Raw genomic sequence first — 22,126 nt, forward strand, 5'->3', positions numbered from 1 at the left:
GCCGCAACGGAATTATGGCGGTACAGCCTCAGCGACTTCGCCCGAAAAGAGGCCTAAATGATCGCCTGCTGACAGCACGGTGGCAGCATCAAGAGCCCTCTCGGGTGACGCGCAGGCCGCGTCTGCGCTAATCTGTCGGGTTGCGCATGCTGCCTCCTTAAGGCGGGTGGGCGCCAAATTCCAGGGAATACCCGATGCAAGATTCAGATCGCCTCATAGACAAAAACGCCGCTCAAGCGGACGCGCCGGACGACGCTCCGAAAGGGGAGTTCGTGTCTTTCGAGGGTTCGCCATTCCAGTTGTTTCAGCCTTTTCCGCCCGCTGGCGATCAGCCTGCAGCGATCGATAAGTTGGTCGAAGGCATCAATGATGGCTTGAGTTTTCAAACCCTTTTGGGTGTGACCGGCTCGGGCAAGACCTTCACGATGGCCAATGTGATCGCGCGCTTGGGCCGCCCGGCCATCATTTTCGCGCCCAATAAAACGCTGGCGGCGCAGTTGTACGGCGAGTTCCGCGATTTCTTTCCGAACAATGCGGTCGAGTATTTCGTCAGCTATTACGACTATTACCAGCCCGAAGCCTATGTGCCGCAGCGCGACCTGTTCATCGAAAAGGACAGTGCGATCAACGAGCATATCGAGCAGTTGCGTCTGTCGGCGACCAAGAGCTTGATGGAGCGGCGTGATGTGGTGATCGTAGCCTCGGTGTCGGCGATCTACGGTATCGGCAACCCGGTCGACTATCACCAGATGGTGATGACGCTGCGCACCGGCGACAAGATGGGTCAGCGCGACGTGATCGCCCAGCTGATTCGCATGCAGTACACGCGCAACGAAGTCGAGTTCAGCCGGGGTGCCTTCCGGGTGCGCGGCGACACCATTGATGTGTTCCCGGCCGAGCATTCGGAGTTGGCGCTGCGTATCGAGCTGTTCGATGATGAGGTCGAGACGCTGCAGTTGTTCGACCCGCTGACCGGCAAGATCCGCCAGAAGATTCCGCGTTTCACGGTTTACCCGAGCAGCCATTACGTGACGCCGCGCGAGCGCGTGCTGGCCGCGATGGACGGCATCAAGGAGGAGTTGCGTCAGCGCCTGGGGGAGTTCATCAAGGACGGCAAATTGGTCGAGGCGCAGCGCCTGGAGCAACGCACCCGCTTTGACTTGGAGATGCTCAACGAGGTCGGCCATTGCAAGGGCATCGAGAACTACACCCGCCATATCTCGGGCGCTCAGCCCGGCGAAGCGCCGCCGACCTTGGTCGACTATCTGGCCAAAGATGCCTTGATGTTCCTGGACGAAAGCCATGTGCTGATCGGCCAGTTCGGCGGCATGTACAACGGCGACCGGGCGCGCAAGTCGACCTTGGTCGAATATGGCTTTCGCCTGCCGTCGGCGCTCGATAACCGGCCGCTCAAGTTCGCCGAGTTCGAACGCAAGATGCGCCAGGCGGTGTTTGTGTCGGCCACACCGGCCGCTTATGAGCAGGAGAACTCTGGCCAGGTGGTTGAGCAGGTGGTGCGGCCTACCGGCCTGGTCGACCCCTTGGTCGAGGTGCGCCCTGCCACCCATCAGGTCGATGATGTGCTGCAAGAAATCCGGGAGCGGGTCGAGCTCAATGAGCGGGTCTTGATCACGACCTTGACCAAGCGGATGGCCGAGCAGCTGACCGATTACTTGAGCGACAACGGCTGCAAGGTGCGCTACCTGCACTCGGACGTCGACACGGTCGAACGGGTGGAAATTCTTCGCGACCTGCGCCTGGGCGTGTTTGACGTGCTGGTCGGCATCAATTTGCTGCGCGAAGGTCTGGACATCCCCGAGGTCTCGCTGGTGGCGATTCTGGACGCCGACAAGGAAGGCTTCTTGCGCTCCGAGCGCAGCTTGATCCAGACCATTGGCCGCGCGGCGCGCAATCTGCGCGGCAAGGCAATTCTGTATGCCGACCGCATCACCGAGTCAATGAAGAAAGCGATGGGCGAAACCGAGCGCAGGCGTACCAAGCAATTGGCCTTCAATGAAGCCAACGGCATCACGCCGCGCAGCATCAACAAGCGCATCAAGGACATGATCGACGGCGTCTACTCCGAGAAGAGCGGCCGCGACGATCAAAAGCTGCTGCAAGTGGCGGCGGTGGAGCAAATGAGCGAGAAAGATCTCAGCAAGCGCATGGGCTTGCTGGAGAAGCAGATGTTGGAACATGCGCGCAACCTCGAATTCGAGAAGGCCGCGCGGGTGCGCGATCAGCTGGCTCAGCTGCGCGAACAAGCGTTCGGTGCCGTCGTGCACGACCATCTATAGCCCTTCAAGGACCTGGTTTTTTTACCGCTCCAGCAAGTTTGGTAATAATTGAGTAAAATAGTCGGAATTGATCAAGGGTAAACCCGTTTTGCAGGTTTAGCCGGGATCGGGCGGCTCAGCTGCTGCCGACTTGTGTTCATGTGGACCAAAAGGAGGGTTTATGCGTCTTACCACCAAAGGTCGTTTTGCCGTTACCGCGATGATTGATTTGGCCCTGCGTGAAAACGGCGGGCCGGTAGCGCTGGCCGCCATCAGCCAGCGGCAGCAGATTTCTTTGTCCTACCTGGAACAGCTGTTCGGCAAGCTGCGCCGGCATGAATTGGTTGAGAGCACGCGCGGCCCCGGCGGCGGCTACTCGCTCGGGCGCAAGTCCAGCGATATCACCGTGGCCGACATTATCGTCGCCGTGGATGAGCCGCTCGACGCGACCGGCTGTGGCGGCCATGAGAACTGCATGGGCGAGAATACCGGCCGCTGCATCACGCATGAGTTGTGGACGAGCCTGAACGCCAAGATGATCGAGTACCTCAGCTCCGTCTCGCTGCGCAAGCTGGTTGAGGATCAGTTGGCCAAGGGCGTGACGATTGAAGAGTCGCCGCTGAAGCGGGCGATCTCTTCGCAGCCGGTGCTCAAGCCCATCCGCATCACCGCACCGAATTCGGTCTTTGCCCTCGGCAATTCCTTCACCAAATAAGCATCACTGAACAAGCAAACCTGAACATGGACATGACCCCGCATTTCCCTATCTATATGGATTACGGCGCCACCACGCCGGTGGACCCCCGTGTCGTTGCCGCCATGGTGCCTTGGTTGAGCGAGCATTTCGGCAACCCCGCATCCCGCAGCCATGCCTGGGGCTGGGAAGCAGAAGCGATCGTCGAGAAGTCACGCGAAGAAGTGGCCGGGCTGATTGGCGCCGATCCGCGCGAAATCGTCTGGACTTCGGGCGCCACCGAGTCGATCAATCTGGCAATCAAGGGCGCGGCGCATTTCTACAAGACCCGCGGCAAGCACATCATCACGCTCAAGACCGAGCACAAGGCGGTGCTGGATACCTGCCGCGAGCTGGAGCGCCAAGGCTTTGAGGTGACTTACCTCGAGGTCGAAGCCAACGGCCTGCTCGATCTGGAACGATTCAAGGCGGCGATTCGCCCCGACACCATCCTGGCCTCGGTGCTCTACGTCAGCAACGAGATCGGCGTGATTCAAGACATCCCGGCGATCGGCGCCTTGTGCCGTGAGCACGGCATCATCTTCCACGTCGATGCCGCGCAAGCGACCGGCAAGATCGCCATCAATCTGGCCGAATTGCCGGTGGATCTGATGAGCTTGGCCTCGCACAAGACCTATGGCCCCAAGGGTATCGGCGCCTTGTATGTGCGCCGCAAGCCGCGCATCCGGCTGGAAGCGCAGATGCACGGCGGCGGGCAAGAACGCGGCATGCGCTCGGGCACGCTGGCCACGCACCAGATCGTCGGCATGGGCACGGCCTTCCGTTTGGCGGGTGAAGAGATGGCCGTCGAAGGCGAGCGCATCCGCATGCTGCACAAGCGGTTGCTGGACGGTCTGAGCGATATCGAACAGGTCTTCGTCAACGGCGATCTGGAGCGCCGCGTGCCGCACAACCTGAACATCTCCTTTAACTATGTGGAAGGTGAGTCGCTGATCATGGGCGTCAAGGGCTTGGCGGTGTCGTCGGGTTCGGCCTGCACTTCGGCCAGCCTGGAGCCCAGCTATGTCTTGCGCGCCTTGGGCCGCAGCGATGAGCTGGCGCACTCCTCGCTGCGCATGACGATTGGTCGCTTCACCACCGTCGAAGAAATTGATTATGCGATCACGACGCTGAGGCACCGGGTCGCCAAGTTGCGTGAGTTGTCGCCGCTTTGGGATATGTATAAGGACGGCATCGACATCAGCACGATTCAGTGGGCAGCACATTGAGCCCCAACCTATCTCGGACGAGATAGGACCGACAAACAGACAGGAGAACACCATGGCATATAGCGATAAGGTCGTTGATCACTACGAAAACCCCCGCAATGTCGGCGCCTTTGAAAAGGGCGATGACTCGGTCGGCACCGGCATGGTCGGCGCACCCGCCTGCGGCGACGTGATGAAGTTGCAAATCAAGGTCAACCCGGCCACCGGCTTGATCGAAGACGCCAAGTTCAAGACCTATGGCTGCGGCTCGGCGATCGCGTCGAGCTCGCTGGTGACCGAGTGGGTCAAGGGCAAGTCGCTCGATCAGGCTCTGGACATCAAGAACACCCAGATCGCCGAAGAGCTGGCCTTGCCGCCAGTGAAGATCCACTGCTCCATCCTGGCCGAAGATGCGATCAAGGCGGCGGTGGATGACTACCGCGCCAAGCACGCATCGGCGGCAGCGCCGGCAGCTCAGTAAGCGAGGGTTGCCCGCATGTCCGTGACGATGACAGAAGCAGCCGCGCGCCATGTGACGCGCTACATCACCAAGCGTGGCCGTGGCGTGGGTGTGCGCTTGGGCGTCAAAACGACCGGCTGCTCGGGCTTGGCCTACAAGCTCGAATATGCCGACGAAGTGGCTCCCGAGGACATCGTCTTTGAGGGCCATGGCATCAAGATTTTGATCGATCCCAAGAGCCTGCCCTATCTAGAAGGGACCGAGCTGGACTTCGTGCGCGAAGGCCTGAACGAGGGCTTCAAGTTCCGCAATCCGCGTGAGAAAGACCGCTGCGGTTGCGGCGAGTCCTTCCGCGTGTAAAGTGCTGGCCCAAGTCCTAGGGCGCGGCCACTTGCCGCGCCTTTTTTCTTGGCGCCGGACCCTGACCAAGCGCTTGAGCGCTGAAATGTATTGCTGATGAAACTCGACGACGACGACTTCAGTCTGTTTGGTTTGCCGCCACGGCAGGCGCAAATGCGCGCCGAGATTGATGCGCGCTGGAAGGAATTGCAGGCAAAGGTCCATCCGGACAAGTTTGCAACCGAAGGCGCGGCCGCGCAGCGCATTGCGATGCAATGGGCGGTGCGGGTCAACGAGGCTCATCAACGCCTGCGCGACCCGCTCAAGCGCGCCGCCTATTTGTGCGAGTTGCGCGGCGCGCCGCTGCGCTTGAACGAGAACACCCGCATGCCGACGGCCTTCCTGATGGAGCAAATGGCCTGGCGTGAGGCCTTGGATGAAGCGGCCGGCGCGGCCGATGTGCAAAAGCTGGATGCGGAACTGGCGCAGCGCGAAGACGAACTGCTGGCGGATGTGCAGCTTTTACTGGACGAACAAGGCCGCACCGAAGCGGCCGCCGAGCAGGTCAGGGCCTTGATGTTCATCGCCAAATTCCGCTCCGATATCGACCGGCGCTTGGACGCCCTAGGACAATAACAATGGCATTGCTGCAAATCTCCGAACCCGGGCAGTCGCCCAACCCGCATCAGCGCCGCATCGCGGTGGGCATCGATCTGGGTACCACGCATTCCCTGGTGGCGGCCGTGCGCAGCGGTGTGGCCGAATGCCTGCCCGATGAGGCCGGCCAAGTGATCTTGCCGTCGGCCGTGCGTTACCTCGAAGATGGACGGCGTCAGATCGGCGCCCTGGCGCTGGCGGCGCAGGCCGAAGATCCGGTCAACACGATTGTGTCCGTCAAACGCTTGATGGGCCGGGCCTTGGCAGATATCGCCAATCGGGAGCAGCTGCCCTATCAATTCGAGGACACGCCCGGCATGGTGTCGCTGCGTACGCGCGAAGGCAGTAAATCGCCGGTCGAGGTCTCGGCAGAAATCCTGGCGACGCTGCGCTTTCGGGCCGAAGACAGTTTTGCCGACGATGTGTTTGGCGCAGTGATCACGGTGCCGGCCTATTTTGATGATGCGCAGCGCCAAGCGACCAAGGACGCGGCGCAACTCGCCGGCCTGAATGTGCTGCGTCTGATCAATGAGCCGACGGCCGCCGCGATTGCCTATGGCCTGGACAACGGCAGCGAAGGTCTTTATGCCGTCTACGATCTGGGCGGTGGCACCTTTGATATTTCCTTGCTGCGCCTGAGTCGCGGTGTGTTCGAGGTGGTCGCCACCGGCGGCGATGCCGCGCTGGGTGGCGATGATTTTGATCGTTTGCTGGCCGATTGGGCCTTGGCGCAAGCCGGACTCAGCGCCGACACCGCTCATGACAAACGCGCCATCTTGGTGGCGGCGCGCGCTGCCAAAGAAGCCCTGTCCGGCGCCGACAGCGTGGTTTTGCAGACCAAGCTGGATGGCGGCGATTTAAATGTGTTGCTAACACGCGCGCAGTTCGAATCATTGAGCCAAGCCTTGCTTGATCGAACCCTGGCATCGGTGCGGCGTGTGCTGCGCGACGCCAAGGTCAAGGCGGACGAAGTCGCCGGTGTCGTGATGGTCGGCGGCTCTACACGCATGCCCTGCGTGCGCAGAGTCGTTGGCGACTTGTTCTGCCGCGAGGTGCTGACGAATCTGAATCCCGACGAAGTGGTCGCGCTGGGCGCGGCCATTCAAGCCAATCAACTCGCCGGCAATGCGGCAGACGGCGATATCTTGTTGCTCGACGTGATTCCGCTGTCGCTGGGTCTGGAGACCATGGGCGGCTTGGTCGAGCGCCTCATCGAGCGCAACGCGACCATTCCGGTAGCGCAAGCGCAAGACTTCACCACCTTCAAGGACGGCCAGACCGCGATGGCGCTGCATGTGCTCCAAGGCGAGCGCGAGTTGGTCAGTGAATGCCGCTCTTTGGCGCGTTTCGAGCTGCGCGGCATTCCGCCGATGGTGGCGGGCGCAGCGCGGATTCGTGTCACCTTCCAGGTCGATGCCGACGGCTTGCTGAGCGTCTCGGCCAAGGAGTTGGGCTCGGGTGTGGAGACGGCCATCGTCGTCAAGCCGAGTTATGGCCTCAGCGATGAGCAGATTGCCGGCATGCTCAAAGACGGCTTTGCCAGCGCCGAAGCCGATATGGCCGCACGCAAATTGCGCGAAGCGCGGGTCGAGGCCGAGCGCATGACGCTGGCGACGCATTCGGCGTTGGCGGCTGACGCAGACTTGCTCGAGGAGGCCGAGCGCGATGAGATTGCCGCCTTGCTGCAAGCCTTGCAACTGTCGGCCCAGGGTGAGGACGGCAATGTCATCGATGCCGCCGTTGAGGCCCTGGCCAAGGGCACCGAAGCCTTTGCCGCCGCGCGCATGAATCGCGGCATTCAGCGCGCCTTGACCGGCCGCAATATCGAACAGCTCTAAGCAATTCGCCCAAGGATCGTCATGCCAGTCATCAAAATTCTTCCCCATGCCGAATATTGCCCCGAGGGCAAGTCGGTAAGCGCGCCCGCCGGGACCTCGATCTGCGAGGCCTTGCTTGAGAACTGCGTCGCCATCGAACATGCCTGCGACATGGTCTGCGCCTGCACCACCTGCCATGTGATCGTGCGCGAAGGCATGCGTACGCTGTCCGAAATGGAGGAGGGCGAGGAAGATATGCTGGACCGCGCCTGGGGCTTGGAGCCCGATTCACGCCTGAGCTGCCAGGCCATCCTGGGTCAGAAGGATGTGACGATTGAGATTCCTAAATACTCGATCAATCACGCCAAAGAAAATCACTGACCGCCATGTTGGTTCTAGGCTTCGAGTCCTCTTGTGACGAAACCGGCGTCGCCTTGATCGAGGTGCCGAGCGATCGCTCGCAGGGCGCGCCGCGCCTGCTCGCGCAGGCCTTGTTCAGCCAGATCAGCATGCATCAGGCTTACGGCGGCGTGGTGCCCGAGTTGGCCTCGCGCGACCATATTCGCCGGGTGCTGCCGCTGACGCGCGAGGTGCTGGCCGAAGCTGCCGTGCCCTTGGCGCAGGTTGATGTGATCGCCTATACGCAAGGGCCGGGCCTGGCTGGCGCTTTGTTGGTGGGGGCCGGCGTGGCGGTCGCGATGGCCGCAGCTTTGGGTAAGCCGACGCTGGGCATTCATCATCTGGAAGGCCATTTGCTGTCGCCGTTCTTATCAGCGGATGCGCCCGAGTTTCCGTTCGTGGCCTTGCTGGTGTCGGGCGGCCACACGCAGCTGATGCGGGTCAACGATGTCGGCAGCTATGAAATGCTGGGTGAAACCATTGATGACGCCGCCGGCGAAGCGTTCGACAAGAGCGCCAAGCTCTTGGGCTTGCCCTATCCCGGTGGGCCGCATCTGGCCCGCTTGGCTCTAAATGGGGATGCCAAGGCTTTTGATCTGCCGCGCCCGATGCTGCGCAGCGGCAAGCCGGACTTCAGCTTTGCCGGTTTGAAGACGGCGGTGCTCACGCAAGTCAAGCGCCTGGGTGAGGCGCCCACAGAGCAGCAGCGCGCTGATTTGGCGGCTGCTACTCAGGCGGCGATTGTTGAGGTGCTGGTGCGCAAGTCACTGCTCGCGCTGAAGGAGACTGGGCTCAAGCGCCTAGTAGTAGCTGGCGGTGTGGGTGCCAACACGATGCTGCGCGAGCAATTGAATGCGGCCTGCGGCAAACGCGGGGTGCGCGTGCATTACCCCGAGCTCAGCCTGTGCACCGACAACGGCGCCATGATCGCGATGGCCGCCGCCATGCGTTTGCAACGCGGCATGGCCGACTTGCAAAACGACGGCGGCTTTGCCGTCAGGCCGCGCTGGACCCTGGGCAGCGCCTGAGCCCGCTCAGTTGACGCTCAATTGACAGTCAGGTGGCTGGCGCCGACGGGCTGGCGCTTGACCAAGGTCAGCGTCAACACGCCGCTTTCCAGCGTGGCCTTGGAGTCTGACTGACTGACTTCGGTCGGCAACACGACACTGCGGGAGAAGCGAGTTAGCGAACGTTCTCGGTGCAGCGGGCGCTCCACCGGCGCGGTAGCATCTTGCGGCGCGGCAGCGGCTGTTTGCACTGCGTCAATGCTGATGCGGCGGCCTTCGATAGTGATCTTGACGGCGTCTTTGGCGATACCGGGCAGGTCAAGTTGCAAGATATAGGCTTGATCGGTCTCGCTGACATCGAGCGGCGGGGTGCGCAGCGCCACGGCGTCGCGCTCGGGCTTGGCCAAAAGACGCTCGATCTGGCGGGTGAATTCAGCGGAATGACGGCTCACGGGAATCACAAACATGGCTAGCTCCTGAAGGGTGTTGCATCCAACGCTTTGAGAATTCAAAGCGCCGCAAGCCCCATGACTTCGAAGTTTGGCGCTGATTAGGCGGATTCAAGAGGCTACAAAAATACAGTTTTCGGGGACTTGGAATGACCCGGTTCGGCTCCATTTCGGGGCGGCCTCGGAGTCTGGTCGGGTACATAGCCAAGGCTGCTTGGGCAATCTTGGTCTATAATCAGCGAGTTTTGTTGCCTGGGCTCGGCGCGTTTGTTTTTCAGGCGCGTTGGCAAGAGGCAGCAGGCAAAGGCACGGCTCGGGTCGGTTTCACCCGTGACCGCAAGTGAAACAATGGAAACCGTCTGTGCGCCAGGGCAATTTACCTGGCTTGCCAGCGGCTTCCGGCATCTAGGAACGCATCATGGCAGTCGAAAGTTTTAACAAAGCAGAAGTCGTTCAAGCGAACGCACGCAGCGCAAATGACACAGGTTCGCCTGAAGTCCAAGTCGCTCTGCTGACAGCACGCATCAATGCGCTGACCCCCCACTTCAAGGCAAACAAGAAGGACCACCACGGTCGTCGCGGTTTGCTGAAGATGGTCAACTCGCGCAAGAGCTTGTTGTCCTACCTGAAGACCAAGGACGCTTCGCGTTACCTTGCATTGATCCAGAAGTTGGGTCTGCGCAAGTAATTTGCGAGTGAGGTCAAGGAGCCTGTCTGGGTCTATGTCCAGCACAGGCTCTTTGTCTTTTTGAAAATCGTTTTGCGTTGTATTGAGTTGAGCTGACGTGGCGCTGCTGTGTCATTCCAATACCTTGCCGGGTGGTGCCGCTGAAGCGGACGGTGGCAAGGTGCTGGAATGGCATCCCGCCAAACCCAGACTCACTCTCGGTCCTGTTGCGGCGCCGTAAGCCGCTTCATTACAGCCAAGTTGCTGCCCATGTGGTGTCTGCAATGTCGGCCTAGAGGAGAGACACAATGAGTTTGTTCAATAAAGTCACCAAGACCTTCCAATGGGGTCAGCACACCGTCACGATGGAAACCGGCGAAGTAGCTCGCCAGTCCAGCGGTGCCGTGATCGTCAATATCGACGACACCGTGGTTTTGGCCACCGTCGTCGCCAAGACTGATGCCAAGGCCGGTCAAGATTTCTTCCCGCTGACCGTTGACTATCTCGAGAAGACCTATGCCGCCGGCAAGATCCCCGGCAGCTTCTTCAAGCGTGAAGGCCGCCCAAGCGAGCTGGAGACGCTGACCAGCCGCCTGATCGATCGCCCGATCCGTCCGTTGTTCCCTGAAGGCTTCTACAACGAAGTGCAAGTGGTCGTCCACGTGCTGTCTTTGAATCCCGAAGTGCAAGCCGACATCGCTGCGCTGATCGCTTCGAGTGCCGCGCTGGCGATTTCCGGCATCCCGTTCAATGGCCCGATCGGTGCAGCTCGCGTTGGCTATGTCAATGGCGAATATGTGCTGAATCCAGGCAAGACCGTCTTGGCCAATAGCAAGATGGACCTGGTGGTTGCGGGCACGCAAGCTGCAGTCTTGATGGTTGAGTCCGAGGCTGATGGCCTGAGCGAAGAAATCATGTTGGGCGCCGTGGTTTTCGGCCATGAGCAAGGCAATATCGCCGTTGCCGCCATCGACGAGCTGGTGCGCGACGCCGGCAAGCCAAGCTGGAACTGGGTTGCCCCAGCCAAGAACGAGCCGCTGATCGCCAAGGTTGGGGCCCTGGCCGAAGAGGGTCTGGCTGCTGCTTACCAAATCCGCAATAAGCAGGCGCGTACCCAAGCTTGCCGCACGGTCACCGCCAACGTGCTGGCCGGCCTGAAGGCTGACGGCATCGAGTTCGACAAGGTCGAAGTGGAAAGCCTGTTGTTCGAGATCGAAGCCCGCATCGTGCGCGGTCAGATCCTGGCTGGCGAGCCCCGTATCGACGGCCGCGACACCCGCACCGTGCGCCCGATCGAGATTCGCAATTCCATCCTGCCGCGCACCCACGGCTCGGCGCTGTTCACCCGTGGTGAAACGCAGGCGCTGGTGGTGGCGACGCTGGGTACTAACCGTGATGCTCAGCGCATCGACGCGCTGGCCGGTGAGTTCGAAGACACCTTCATGATGCACTACAACATGCCTCCGTTCGCCACTGGCGAAACCGGTCGCGTCGGTAGCCCGAAGCGTCGTGAAATCGGCCACGGCCGTCTCGCCAAGCGCGCGCTGATCGCCGCCCTGCCGAGCAAGGAAGACTTCCCTTACTCGATGCGCGTGGTGTCTGAAATCACCGAGTCGAACGGCTCCTCGTCGATGGCTTCGGTCTGCGGCGGCTGCCTGGCTTTGATGGACGCCGGCGTGCCAATGAAGGCGCACGTCGCCGGTATCGCCATGGGCTTGATCAAGGACGGCAACCGTTTCGCCGTGCTGACCGACATCCTGGGTGACGAAGATCATCTGGGTGACATGGACTTCAAGGTGGCCGGCACGACAGGCGGCATCACCGCGCTGCAGATGGACATCAAGATTCAGGGTATCACCAAGGAAATCATGCAGGTCGCATTGGCGCAAGCCAAGGAGGCGCGTCTGCACATCCTGGGCAAGATGGTCGAGGCCATGGGTGTGGCCAACACCGAGGTGTCGCAGTTCGCTCCGCGTCTGTACACGATGAAGATCAATCCGGAAAAGATCCGTGACGTGATCGGCAAGGGCGGCGCGACCATCCGTGCGCTGACCGAAGAAACCGGCACCACCATCGACATCAACGAAGACGGCACGATCACCATCGCGTCGACCGATGCCGAAAAGGCCGAGTACGCCAAGAAGCGCATTCAGGAGATCACCGCCGAAGTCGAAATCGGCAAGATCTACGAAGGCCCGATCACCAAGATCCTGGACTTCGGCGCACTCGTCAACTTGCTGCCTGGCAAGGACGGTCTGCTGCACATCAGCCAGATCGCTCACCAGCGCGTCGAGAAGGTGACCGACTTCCTTAAGGAAGGTCAGATCGTCAAGGTCAAGGTCATGGAAACCGACGAGAAGGGCCGCATCAAGTTGTCGATGAAGGCTTTGATCGACCGTGACGCGGCTCCTGTGCAAGTCGCGAACGACGCCGAATAAAGCGTCGGATTGAGCGCCCGCTGCTGATATGAAAGCAATCGCCATCGCCCAACCGGGCGGATCCGAAGTTCTGCAATTGGTCGAACGACCTGACCCCGTTGCCGGGGTCGGGGAGTTGCTGATCGCGGTGGAGGCCTTTGGCATCAACCGTCCCGACGTCTTGCAGCGCAAAGGGGCTTATCCACCGCCGCCCGGGGCCAGCGACTTGCCTGGGCTGGAGGTGGCGGGGCGAATTGTTGGTGGCGATGCGCTCGAGTTGGCGGCGGCTGGGTTCAAGCTGGGTGATGCCGTTTGCGCCTTGACACCGGGTGGTGGTTATGCGCAGCTGTGTGTAGCGCCGATAGGACATTGCCTGCCGGTTCCGGCCGGCTGGAGCATGCTCGAAGCTGCCAGTTTGCCCGAGACCTTCTTCACTGTTTGGTCGAATGTGTTCATGCGCGCTGCGATGCAGTCCGGCGAAACTCTCTTGGTTCATGGTGGCAGCAGTGGCATTGGCGTGGCTGCAATCCAGTTGGCGAAAGCCATGGGTTCGCGCGTCTTTGTGACGGTTGGCAATGCCACCAAGGCGACTGCTTGTCTCGAGTTGGGGGCTGATTTGGCCGTCAATTACAAGACGCAAGACTTTGTTGCTGAAGTCAAGGTTGCGACCGAGGGTGCAGGGGTCAATGTGATTCTGGACATGGTGGCTGGTGCTTACATTGAGCGAGGCATTCAATGCCTGGCCAATGATGGGCGCTTGGTCATTATTGCGGTGCAGGGCGGGACAGAGGCGCAGATCGATGCGGGGGCGGTGTTGCGTCGCCGCTTGACGATCAGCGGCTCAACCTTGAGGCCACGCTCTTCGGCTTTTAAGTCCAGTATCGCTGCGGCTTTGCGCGAGCGAGTCTGGCCTTTGCTTGCTGAGCGCAGCGTGATCAAGCCGGTGATCTTTCGCAGTTTTGCTGCGGACCAAGCGGCTCAGGCCCATGCTTTGATGGAGTCCGGCGAGCATGTCGGCAAGATCGTGATGAGCTGGTGAAATTGGAGTTGACGATGCGCAAAAAACTGGTCGTTGGTAATTGGAAGATGCATGGCAGTCGCGCTGCCAATGCGGCTCTTTTGAGCGCGCTCAAAGAGGCGGGCCCATGGAGTGCTGATGTGGCGGTTTGCGTGCCTTTCCCGTATCTGGCGGAAACGGCTTTGGCGCTCACAGGTCAGGCAATTTTGTTAGGAGCGCAAGACTGCTCGGCTCACGAGCAGGGCGCTTACACCGGCGAGGTTTCCTCGTTGATGTTGTCTGATTTGGGTTGTCGTTATGTGATCGTCGGTCATTCGGAGCGCAGGGCGTTCCATCATGAGGGCGATCAATTGGTGGCGGACAAGGCCAAGGCAGCACTGGCGCATGGCGTGACGCCGATTGTTTGCGTCGGTGAGACTTTGGCTGAGCGTGAAGCAGGGCAGACCGAGTTGGTGGTCAAGCGCCAGCTCGCCGCGGTGATTCACACCTTGACGCATTGCATCGGTGAAATCGTCTTGGCCTACGAGCCGGTTTGGGCGATTGGCACTGGGCTAACAGCCAGCCCGGAGCAGGCGCAGGCAGTGCATGCGGTGTTGCGCACGCAGTTGAATGCGGCGACGCAAAAGTCTGCCAGCATGCGCATTCTTTATGGCGGTAGTGTCAAGCCAGAAAACGCCGTGCAGTTGTTCGCTCAGCCAGATATTGATGGCGGCTTGATTGGTGGCGCGGCCTTGAAGGCAGCTGACTTTGCTGCAATTTGTCGCGCCGCGATGTAATTTTTTCCCCACAAGTTTGGCCCTAAGGCCAGGCATGTTGAAGAACCTTTGGAGTGTTAGAAATGCAATTTTGGATGAATTTGGTACTCGTGTTTCAACTGTTGAGCGCCTTGGCAATGATTGGCTTGGTCTTGGTCCAGCATGGCAAGGGCGCCGACATGGGCGCGTCCTTCGGAAGTGGTGCTTCGGGTAGTTTGTTCGGTGCCACTGGCAGCTCGAATTTTCTGTCGCGCAGCACGGCGGTGTGCGCGACGGTCTTCTTTGTCTCTACCTTGGCGATGGCTTATTTGGCCAATCACCGTTCGGGCAGCGGCAGCAAGGACACCATTCTTGACAAGGCAACGCCGGCTGTCATTGCAGCTTCGGGTGCGGCTGCCATCCCTGGTGCTGCGGTCGCGCCAGTTGCTACAGCTGCTTCGGAAGCGGCGCCAAAGTAATTGGAGTGGCCTCGATCAAAATTAGATAATTTCTCACCAGCTTGGCTGGAGCGATAAATTTTCAGTATAGAATTCGAGGCTGACTAGATGGCAACTCCTCTTGCTGTCAACAAATAGTCAAGGAATCAAAGTAATAGCCGTCGTGGTGAAATTGGTAGACACGCTATCTTGAGGGGGTAGTGGCGAAAGCTGTGCGAGTTCGAGTCTCGCCGACGGCACCAAATCATCGGTTAGTATCTCGGGGTTGGAGCCCGTGAGGTATTTGCCCTTGAGCATCATCACCAGCAATGTCCAGGGTTGACGGACATTGAGTTGAAAGTGCAAAGCGGGCGTATTCGAGGGTGAGGAATCGCCAGCGTAGCGCCCGTTGTTTTTTCTTTCGAATTACTTCTGAAACATGGCCGGGGCCTGGAGGCGGACGGCAGTTTTTAAAGAGCGTCACCCATGAACTTGGATCAGTACCTACCCGTCATCCTCTTCATCCTGGTCGGCGCCGGCGTCGGCGTGGCGCCCCAAGTGCTCGGCTTTCTGCTGGGCCCCAATCGGCCTGATGCGGCCAAAAACTCCCCCTACGAATGTGGCTTCGAGGCCTTTGAAGATGCGCGCATGAAATTTGATGTGCGCTATTACCTCGTGGCAATTTTGTTTATTTTGTTTGACCTGGAAATTGCTTTTCTTTTTCCTTGGGCGGTAGCCCTCCGGGAGATTGGACCTACGGGTTTCTGGGCGATGATTAGTTTCCTGAGCATTCTGGTCGTGGGCTTTGCCTACGAATGGATCAAGGGTGCTTTGGACTGGGAATGATTGTTAGCCCCTCGTCCAGCGGAATACGCTTGTCGGCTCCAGCAGGGGCCTGAACGAAAGAAAGCTTGCAATGGGTATCGAAGGCGTATTGAAAGAAGGCTTTGTCACCACCTCGGTGGACAAACTGATCAACTGGTCTAAGACCGGTTCATTGTGGCCAATGACCTTCGGGCTGGCCTGTTGTGCGGTCGAGATGATGCATGCGGGCGCTGCCCGTTATGACATTGATCGCTTCGGGATGCTGTTTCGGCCCAGCCCGCGGCAATCCGATCTGATGATCGTCGCCGGTACGCTGTGCAACAAGATGGCGCCCGCCCTGCGCAAGGTCTACGACCAGATGGCCGAGCCTCGCTGGGTATTGTCGATGGGGTCATGCGCCAATGGCGGTGGTTACTACCATTACAGCTACTCGGTCGTGCGCGGCTGTGACCGCATTGTCCCGGTTGACGTCTATGTGCCCGGCTGCCCGCCGACGGCCGAGGCGCTGCTCTACGGCATCCTGCAGTTGCAGGCCAAGATTCGCCGCGAAAACACCATCGCGCGCTGAACGGAAATCTTGCACAGATGATCAAACTTGACACCCTGCAAGCAGCGCTAGAGGCTGCCCTAGGCGAAAAAATCCTACAACTGAAGACCGAATTTGGTGAAGTCACCCTGACGGTCGCTCCAGCGGAGTATCTGAGCGTCGCGACCGCCTTGCGCGATCGCCCGGAGCTGGCGTTCGAGCAGTTGATTGACCTCTGCGGCCTTGACTACAGCAGCTACAAAGATGGCGACTACACCGGCAAGCGCTTTGCCGTGTCCAGTCATCTGCTGTCGGTCAGCAAGAACTGGCGCTTGCGCCTGAAGGTGTTCTGCGCCGAGGACGATTTCCCGCGCGTTGATGCCCTGACGCCGATCTGGAATTCGGCCAACTGGTTCGAGCGCGAAGCCTTTGATCTGTTCGGCATCATTTTTGAAGGCCATGACGACCTGCGTCGCATCCTGACCGACTACGGCTTTATCGGTCATCCGATGCGCAAGGACTTCCCCACCATGGGCAATGTCGAGATGCGCTATGACGCTGAGCAAAAGCGCGTGGTCTACCAGCCGGTGACGATTGAGCCGCGTGAAATCACGCCGCGCATCATCCGCGAAAACAATTACGGCGGAATTTGAAGATGGCCGACATCAAAAATTACACCCTGAACTTCGGGCCTCAGCATCCGGCCGCTCACGGCGTGCTGCGTTTGGTCCTGGAGTTGGACGGCGAAGTCATCCAGCGCGCCGATCCGCACATCGGCTTGCTGCACCGCGCCACCGAAAAGCTGGCCGAGAGCAAGACCTATATCCAGTCACTGCCCTATATGGACCGGCTCGACTATGTGTCGATGATGGCCAATGAGCAGGCTTACTGCTTGGCGATCGAAAAGATGCTGGGCGTGGCCGTGCCTGAGCGCGCGCAATACATCCGCGTGATGTTCGCCGAGATCACCCGGCTCTTGAACCACCTGATGTGGCTGGGCGCGCACGGCCTCGATTGCGGCGCGATGAATGTGCTCATCTACGCCTTCCGCGAGCGTGAAGACCTGTTCGATATGTACGAGGCGGTGTCGGGCGCGCGCATGCACGCGGCTTACTTCCGCCCGGGCGGCGTCTACCGTGATCTGCCGGACAGCATGCCGCAGTACCGCGTCTCCAAGATCAAGAATGCCAAGACCCTGGCCAAGATGAATGAGAACCGCAGCGGCACGCTGCTGGACTTCATCGAGGACTTCTGCAATCGCTTCCCCGGCAATGTCGACGACTACGAAACGCTGTTGACCGACAACCGCATCTGGAAGCAGCGCACCGTCGGCATCGGCGTGGTCACGCCTGAGCGTGCCCTGAACATGGGCTTCACCGGCCCGATGCTGCGCGGCTGCGGCATCCCCTGGGATTTGCGCAAGACCCAACCTTACGATGCCTATGCCAAGGTCGACTTCGATGTGCCGGTCGGCACCGAAGGTGACACCTACGACCGCTATGTGGTACGCGTTGAAGAGATGCGCCAGAGCAATCGCATCATCCAGCAATGCGTGGCTTGGCTGCGCGCCAACCCCGGCCCGGTGATCACCGACAACCACAAGATCGCACCGCCTTCTCGTGTCGACATGAAGTCGAATATGGAGGAGTTGATCCATCATTTCAAACTCTTCACCGAGGGCTTCCAAGTGCCCGAGGGTGAGGCCTATGCGGCGGTGGAGCACCCCAAGGGTGAGTTCGGTATCTATATCGTCAGCGACGGCGCCAACAAGCCCTATCGCCTGAAGATTCGTGCGCCCGGTTTTTCGCATCTGGCTGCGCTGGATGAAATGGCTCGGGGCCATATGTTGGCCGACGCGGTGGCCATCATTGGCACGATGGACATCGTGTTTGGTGAGATCGACCGATGAGTAATTCGATGAGCACTGAAGAATACATTTTGAGCGACGCCACGGCGGCCCGCTTTGCCCGTGAAGTGGCCAAGTATCCGGTGGACCAAAAGGTTTCTGCCGTGATGGCCTGCCTGTCCATCGTGCAAGACGAAATCGGCTTTGTATCGCGCGCCAGTGAGGACGCCATCGCCGCCTATTTGGCCATGCCGCCGATCGCCGTTTACGAAGTGACGACCTTCTACAACATGTACAACCAGCGCAAGTTGGGTCAGTTCAAGTTGAACGTCTGTACCAACTTGCCTTGCCAGTTGCGCGACGGCCAAAAAGCCCTGAACCACCTGTGCGAAAAGCTGGGCGTGGATGAGGGCGGCACCACCGCTGATGGCTTGTTCACGGTCCAGAAAAGCGAATGCCTGGGCGCTTGCGCCGACTCGCCGGTGATGCTGGTGAATGATCGCCAGATGTGCAGTTTCATGAGCAACGCTCGGCTTGACGAGCTGGTCGACGTGCTCAAGGCGCACGCCGCCGCACAGTCGGCTGTAAAGAACTGAGGAAGAGGAAAGAAGCATGCTGGACCTCTCCAAGTTTCAAAGTCAGGGTACTGAGACCTGTTTCCATGATCGCCATCTGGGCGCGCAAATCTATGGCGGCCTGAATGGCAAGAATTGGAGCCTGCAGGACTACGTTGCACGTGGCGGTTATGCCGCGCTGCGCAAGATCCTCAAAGGCGAGGGCGCGCCCGAAGGCACGCCGCTGACGCAAGACCAGGTGATTGCCGAGGTCAAGGCTTCGGGCCTGCGTGGCCGCGGCGGCGCGGGCTTCCCGACCGGTCTGAAGTGGAGCTTCATGCCGCGCCAGTTTCCAGGCGCCAAGTACCTCGTTTGCAATTCCGACGAGGGAGAGCCCGGTACCTGCAAAGACCGCGACATCTTGATGTTCAACCCGCACATCGTCATCGAAGGCATGGCGATTGCCGCCTTCGCGATGGGCATCAAGACTGGCTACAACTACATCCACGGCGAAATCTTCGAGGTCTATGAGCGCTTCGAAGCCGCGCTTGAAGAAGCGCGCGCAGCCGGCTTCCTGGGTGACAACATCCTGGGTTCGGACTTCAGCTTCCAGTTGCATGCTTTCCACGGTTTTGGCGCCTATATCTGCGGCGAAGAAACCGCTTTGCTCGAGTCGCTCGAAGGCAAGAAGGGCCAGCCCCGCTTCAAGCCGCCGTTCCCAGCCAGCTTTGGTTTGTACGGCCGGCCGACCACGATCAACAACACCGAGACCTTCGCCGCGGTGCCTTGGATCATCCGCAACGGTGGCCAGCCTTACCTCGAGATTGGCAAGCCCAATAACGGCGGCACCAAGATTTTCTCGGTCTCCGGCGATGTGGAAAAGCCCGGCAATTACGAGATTCCGCTCGGTACCCCGTTCGCCAAGCTCTTGGAGCTGGCCGGTGGCGTGCGCAAAGGTCGCAAGCTCAAAGCCGTGATCCCAGGCGGATCGTCCTCGCCGGTGTTGACCGCCGACGTGATGATGGAATGCACGATGGACTATGACTCCATCGCCAAGGCCGGCTCAATGTTGGGCTCGGGCGCCGTCATCGTGATGGACGACTCACGCTGCATGGTGCGTAGCCTCTTGCGCCTGTCCTACTTCTATGCCCATGAATCCTGCGGTCAATGCACGCCTTGCCGCGAAGGCACGGGCTGGATGCACCGCGTGGTCGAGCGCATCGCCAATGGGCAGGGCAAGCCTGACGACATCGACCTCTTGAACTCGGTCGCCGACAATATTCAGGGACGCACGATTTGCGCCTTGGGCGACGCGGCGGCAATGCCGGTGCGCGCGATGATCAAGAATTTCAAAAACGAGTTCGTTCATCTGATCGAACACAAAACGGCTCTGGTGCCGGCCTCTTTCTGAGGCAGGACAGGACAGAACATGATTGAAATTGAACTCGACGGTCAGAAGCTGACGGTTCCGGCCGGCAGCATGGTGATGCATGCGGCCGAGCAAGCCGGCACCTATATCCCGCATTTCTGCTATCATAAGAAGCTCTCCATCGCCGCCAATTGCCGCATGTGCCTGGTCGATGTGGAGAAGGCGCCCAAGCCCATGCCGGCCTGCGCCACGCCGGTCACGCAGGGCATGATTGTTCGCACCAAGAGCGACAAGGCGCTGAAGGCCCAGCAAGGCGTGATGGAGTTCTTGCTGATCAATCACCCGCTGGATTGCCCGATCTGCGATCAAGGCGGCGAGTGCCAGTTGCAAGACTTGGCGGTCGGCTATGGCGCCGGCAAGTCGCGCTACACCGAAGAAAAGCGCGTCGTGTTCCAGAAGAACGTCGGCCCGCTGATTTCGATGCAGGAAATGAGCCGTTGCATCCATTGCACCCGCTGCGTACGCTTTGGCCAAGAAATTGCCGGCGTGATGGAATTGGGCATGGCGCATCGCGGCGAACACGCCGAGATCCAGACCTTTGTCGGCCGCACGATTGATTCCGAATTGTCGGGAAACATGATCGATATCTGCCCGGTCGGCGCGCTCACGAGCAAGCCCTTCCGCTACAGCGCCCGCACCTGGGAGCTGTCGCGCCGCAAGAGCATCAGCCCACATGACAGCACCGGCGCCAACCTGGTCATCCAGGTCAAGGGCAACCAGGTGATGCGCGTCGTGCCGCTGGAAAACGAAGCCGTCAACGAATGCTGGATCGCCGATCGCGACCGTTTCTCGTACGAAGCGCTGAACAGCGATCAGCGGCTCACGCAGCCCATGATCAAGCAGGGCGGTGCCTGGAAGACGGTTGATTGGAGTACCGCGCTCGAATATGTGGCGAATGGTTTGAAACTGATCCGCGCTGAGCATGGCGCAGCCGCCATCGGTGCGCTGGGTTCGGCTCACAGCACGGTGGAAGAGCTGCATTTGCTGGCAAAGCTGGTGCGCGGTTTGGGCAGTCAAAACGTTGATTACCGTCTGCGCCATGCCGACTTCAGCAACAGCGCCGCCGCTGGGCAAGCGCATTGGCTGGGCCTGCCGATTGCTAGCTTGAACCAGTTGGACCGGGCGCTGGTCGTCGGCTCCTTCCTGCGCAAGGACCACCCGCTGTTCGCGCTGCGTCTGCGGCAGGCCGCCCGCCATGGGGCTCAGATCATGAGCATCCACGCCAGCGAAGATGATTGGCTGATGCCCGTCGCTGCCCGCATCACGGTGGCGCCCAGCAGCTGGGCGCAGGCGCTGGCCGACGTCGCGGCTGCAGTAGCCTCCGCCAACAGCGTGCCAGCTCCGGCCGCCGGCACAGCCACCGAGGCCGCGCAGGCGATTGCCGCTGCGCTCTTGTCCGGTCAACACAAGGCGATCCTGCTCGGCAATGCCGCCGCCGAGCATCCGCAAGCCGCGAGCTTGCTGAGCCTGGCGAACTGGATTGGCGAACAAACCGGCGCCAGCGTCGGTTACCTGACGGCAGCCGCCAACACGGTCGGGGCCCAACTGGTTAACGCGCTGCCTCAGCAGGGTGGCCTGAATGCCGGTCAGATGTTGAACGATGCAGGGCTGAAGGCCTTGCTGCTGCTCAATACCGATCCGGTTCTGGATGCTGCCAATGCAGCCGCTGCCGCCAAGGCGCTGGCCGCAGCCGAGATGGTCGTGGTGATGAGCCCGTTCAAGACCGGTCTCGATTACGCCGACGTATTGCTGCCGACCGCGCCATTCACCGAAACCTCGGGCACTTTTGTCAACGCCGAAGGTCGGGCGCAGAGTTTTGTCGGCGTCGTCAAGGCGCTCGGCGAGACCCGGCCAGGCTGGAAGATTCTGCGTGTGCTGGGCAATCTATTGGCACTCGACGGTTTTGCACAAGACAGTAGCGAACAGGTGCGAGGCGAGGCTTTGGGTCACAACGGTAACCTGAGCGCGCGGTTGAGCAACGCCGGTGCGCAGGCCATTCAGGCAGGTTCGCCGAGTGCGATTGAGCGCTTGTCCGACCTGCCGATCTACGCCAGTGACATCCTGGTGCGTCACGCCACATCGCTGCAACTGAGCAATGACGCGAAACAGGCACCAGTCGCAACTTTGTCGGCCGCCTTGTGGACGCAGCTGGGCCTGAGCGAAGGCGCCTCGGTACGGATCACGCAAGATGGCGCTGGCGCGGTGCAGCTGCCGGCGAAATTGGATGCCAAGCTGCCGGCCAATGTGATTCGCGTGCCGACCGGTTTGGCCGAGACGGCGGCCTTGGGTGCGGCTTTTGGCGGCTTGAACGTCAGCAAGGTCTGAGGC

General features: G+C 60.2%; 22 protein-coding genes and 1 tRNA gene. 22 read left to right on the top strand and 1 reads right to left on the bottom strand.

Annotated features, from left to right (window positions below; genetic code table 11):
• Nucleotides 1–194 precede the first annotated feature (194 nt).
• The 9 genes from uvrB (at nt 195) to tsaD (ending at nt 8,917) form a co-directional block, all read left to right on the top strand.
• On the top strand, nt 195–2,297 hold the full coding sequence (gene uvrB, locus LNV09_RS17195; RefSeq protein WP_263558297.1) for an excinuclease ABC subunit UvrB: 2,103 nt from the start codon (nt 195–197) through the stop codon (nt 2,295–2,297).
• A gap of 160 nt (nt 2,298–2,457) precedes the next feature.
• Complete coding sequence (locus LNV09_RS17200) at nt 2,458–2,991, top strand: Fe-S cluster assembly transcription factor (protein ID WP_263535165.1); 534 nt, start codon at nt 2,458–2,460, stop codon at nt 2,989–2,991.
• A 26-nt stretch (nt 2,992–3,017) separates the two neighbouring features.
• Complete coding sequence (locus LNV09_RS17205) at nt 3,018–4,238, top strand: IscS subfamily cysteine desulfurase (RefSeq protein ID WP_263558298.1); 1,221 nt, start codon at nt 3,018–3,020, stop codon at nt 4,236–4,238.
• A 52-nt stretch (nt 4,239–4,290) separates the two neighbouring features.
• Entirely contained in the window at nt 4,291–4,698 is a 408-nt protein-coding gene (iscU, locus tag LNV09_RS17210; RefSeq protein ID WP_263558299.1) for a Fe-S cluster assembly scaffold IscU, read from the top strand.
• A gap of 15 nt (nt 4,699–4,713) precedes the next feature.
• A complete protein-coding gene (iscA, locus tag LNV09_RS17215) occupies nt 4,714–5,037 on the top strand; it encodes an iron-sulfur cluster assembly protein IscA (protein WP_263535162.1) in 324 nt (107 codons plus the stop codon).
• Between the two features lie 96 nt (nt 5,038–5,133).
• Nucleotides 5,134–5,652: a Fe-S protein assembly co-chaperone HscB gene (gene hscB / locus LNV09_RS17220; protein WP_263558300.1), complete on the top strand. Its 519-nt coding sequence runs from the start codon at nt 5,134–5,136 to the stop codon at nt 5,650–5,652.
• 2 nt (nt 5,653–5,654) lie between these two features.
• Nucleotides 5,655–7,511 (top strand): Fe-S protein assembly chaperone HscA, encoded by a 1,857-nt coding sequence (gene hscA, locus LNV09_RS17225; RefSeq protein ID WP_263558301.1) that lies wholly within the window; start codon nt 5,655–5,657, stop codon nt 7,509–7,511.
• Nucleotides 7,512–7,532: 21 nt separating this feature from the next.
• Nucleotides 7,533–7,871 (top strand): ISC system 2Fe-2S type ferredoxin, encoded by a 339-nt coding sequence (fdx, locus tag LNV09_RS17230; RefSeq protein WP_263558302.1) that lies wholly within the window; start codon nt 7,533–7,535, stop codon nt 7,869–7,871.
• Between the two features lie 5 nt (nt 7,872–7,876).
• Nucleotides 7,877–8,917, top strand: coding sequence for a tRNA (adenosine(37)-N6)-threonylcarbamoyltransferase complex transferase subunit TsaD (gene tsaD / locus LNV09_RS17235; protein ID WP_263558303.1), 1,041 nt, complete (start codon nt 7,877–7,879; stop codon nt 8,915–8,917).
• Between the two features lie 17 nt (nt 8,918–8,934).
• On the opposite strand, the gene LNV09_RS17240 is transcribed toward tsaD, so the two are convergent.
• A complete protein-coding gene (locus LNV09_RS17240) occupies nt 8,935–9,363 on the bottom strand; it encodes an Hsp20/alpha crystallin family protein (protein ID WP_263558304.1) in 429 nt (142 codons plus the stop codon).
• 400 nt (nt 9,364–9,763) lie between these two features.
• Between LNV09_RS17240 and rpsO the strand changes: the two genes are divergently transcribed.
• The 13 genes from rpsO (at nt 9,764) to nuoG (ending at nt 22,123) form a co-directional block, all read left to right on the top strand.
• Nucleotides 9,764–10,033, top strand: coding sequence for a 30S ribosomal protein S15 (rpsO, locus tag LNV09_RS17245; protein WP_263558305.1), 270 nt, complete (start codon nt 9,764–9,766; stop codon nt 10,031–10,033).
• Between the two features lie 287 nt (nt 10,034–10,320).
• The gene (gene pnp, locus LNV09_RS17250) at nt 10,321–12,450 is read left to right on the top strand and encodes a polyribonucleotide nucleotidyltransferase (protein WP_263558306.1); all 2,130 of its coding nucleotides are present in this window, start codon (nt 10,321–10,323) and stop codon (nt 12,448–12,450) included.
• Nucleotides 12,451–12,478: 28 nt separating this feature from the next.
• On the top strand, nt 12,479–13,468 hold the full coding sequence (locus tag LNV09_RS17255) for an NAD(P)H-quinone oxidoreductase (RefSeq protein ID WP_263558307.1): 990 nt from the start codon (nt 12,479–12,481) through the stop codon (nt 13,466–13,468).
• Between the two features lie 14 nt (nt 13,469–13,482).
• Nucleotides 13,483–14,223 carry a triose-phosphate isomerase gene (gene tpiA / locus LNV09_RS17260; RefSeq protein WP_263558308.1) on the top strand — a complete coding sequence of 247 codons (741 nt, stop codon included), beginning with the start codon at nt 13,483–13,485 and terminating at the stop codon, nt 14,221–14,223.
• 62 nt (nt 14,224–14,285) lie between these two features.
• Nucleotides 14,286–14,660, top strand: coding sequence for a preprotein translocase subunit SecG (gene secG, locus LNV09_RS17265; protein ID WP_263558309.1), 375 nt, complete (start codon nt 14,286–14,288; stop codon nt 14,658–14,660).
• 136 nt (nt 14,661–14,796) lie between these two features.
• Nucleotides 14,797–14,881 (top strand) — tRNA-Leu (locus LNV09_RS17270).
• Between the two features lie 223 nt (nt 14,882–15,104).
• On the top strand, nt 15,105–15,464 hold the full coding sequence (locus tag LNV09_RS17275) for an NADH-quinone oxidoreductase subunit A (protein ID WP_263535151.1): 360 nt from the start codon (nt 15,105–15,107) through the stop codon (nt 15,462–15,464).
• Between the two features lie 70 nt (nt 15,465–15,534).
• Nucleotides 15,535–16,011 (top strand): NuoB/complex I 20 kDa subunit family protein, encoded by a 477-nt coding sequence (locus LNV09_RS17280; RefSeq protein ID WP_046113908.1) that lies wholly within the window; start codon nt 15,535–15,537, stop codon nt 16,009–16,011.
• A gap of 17 nt (nt 16,012–16,028) precedes the next feature.
• Entirely contained in the window at nt 16,029–16,622 is a 594-nt protein-coding gene (locus LNV09_RS17285) for an NADH-quinone oxidoreductase subunit C (protein ID WP_263558310.1), read from the top strand.
• Nucleotides 16,623–16,624: 2 nt separating this feature from the next.
• On the top strand, nt 16,625–17,878 hold the full coding sequence (locus LNV09_RS17290; RefSeq protein WP_263558311.1) for an NADH-quinone oxidoreductase subunit D: 1,254 nt from the start codon (nt 16,625–16,627) through the stop codon (nt 17,876–17,878).
• Nucleotides 17,879–17,886: 8 nt separating this feature from the next.
• Complete coding sequence (locus tag LNV09_RS17295; protein WP_263558312.1) at nt 17,887–18,411, top strand: NADH-quinone oxidoreductase subunit NuoE family protein; 525 nt, start codon at nt 17,887–17,889, stop codon at nt 18,409–18,411.
• A gap of 16 nt (nt 18,412–18,427) precedes the next feature.
• Nucleotides 18,428–19,780 carry an NADH-quinone oxidoreductase subunit NuoF gene (nuoF, locus tag LNV09_RS17300; protein WP_263558313.1) on the top strand — a complete coding sequence of 451 codons (1,353 nt, stop codon included), beginning with the start codon at nt 18,428–18,430 and terminating at the stop codon, nt 19,778–19,780.
• A gap of 18 nt (nt 19,781–19,798) precedes the next feature.
• The gene (nuoG, locus tag LNV09_RS17305) at nt 19,799–22,123 is read left to right on the top strand and encodes an NADH-quinone oxidoreductase subunit NuoG (protein WP_263558314.1); all 2,325 of its coding nucleotides are present in this window, start codon (nt 19,799–19,801) and stop codon (nt 22,121–22,123) included.
• Nucleotides 22,124–22,126 lie beyond the last annotated feature (3 nt).

The sequence above is a fragment of the Paucibacter sp. B2R-40 genome (genome assembly GCF_025717555.1).
In the GTDB taxonomy this organism is placed as follows: Bacteria; Pseudomonadota; Gammaproteobacteria; order Burkholderiales; family Burkholderiaceae_C; genus Paucibacter_A.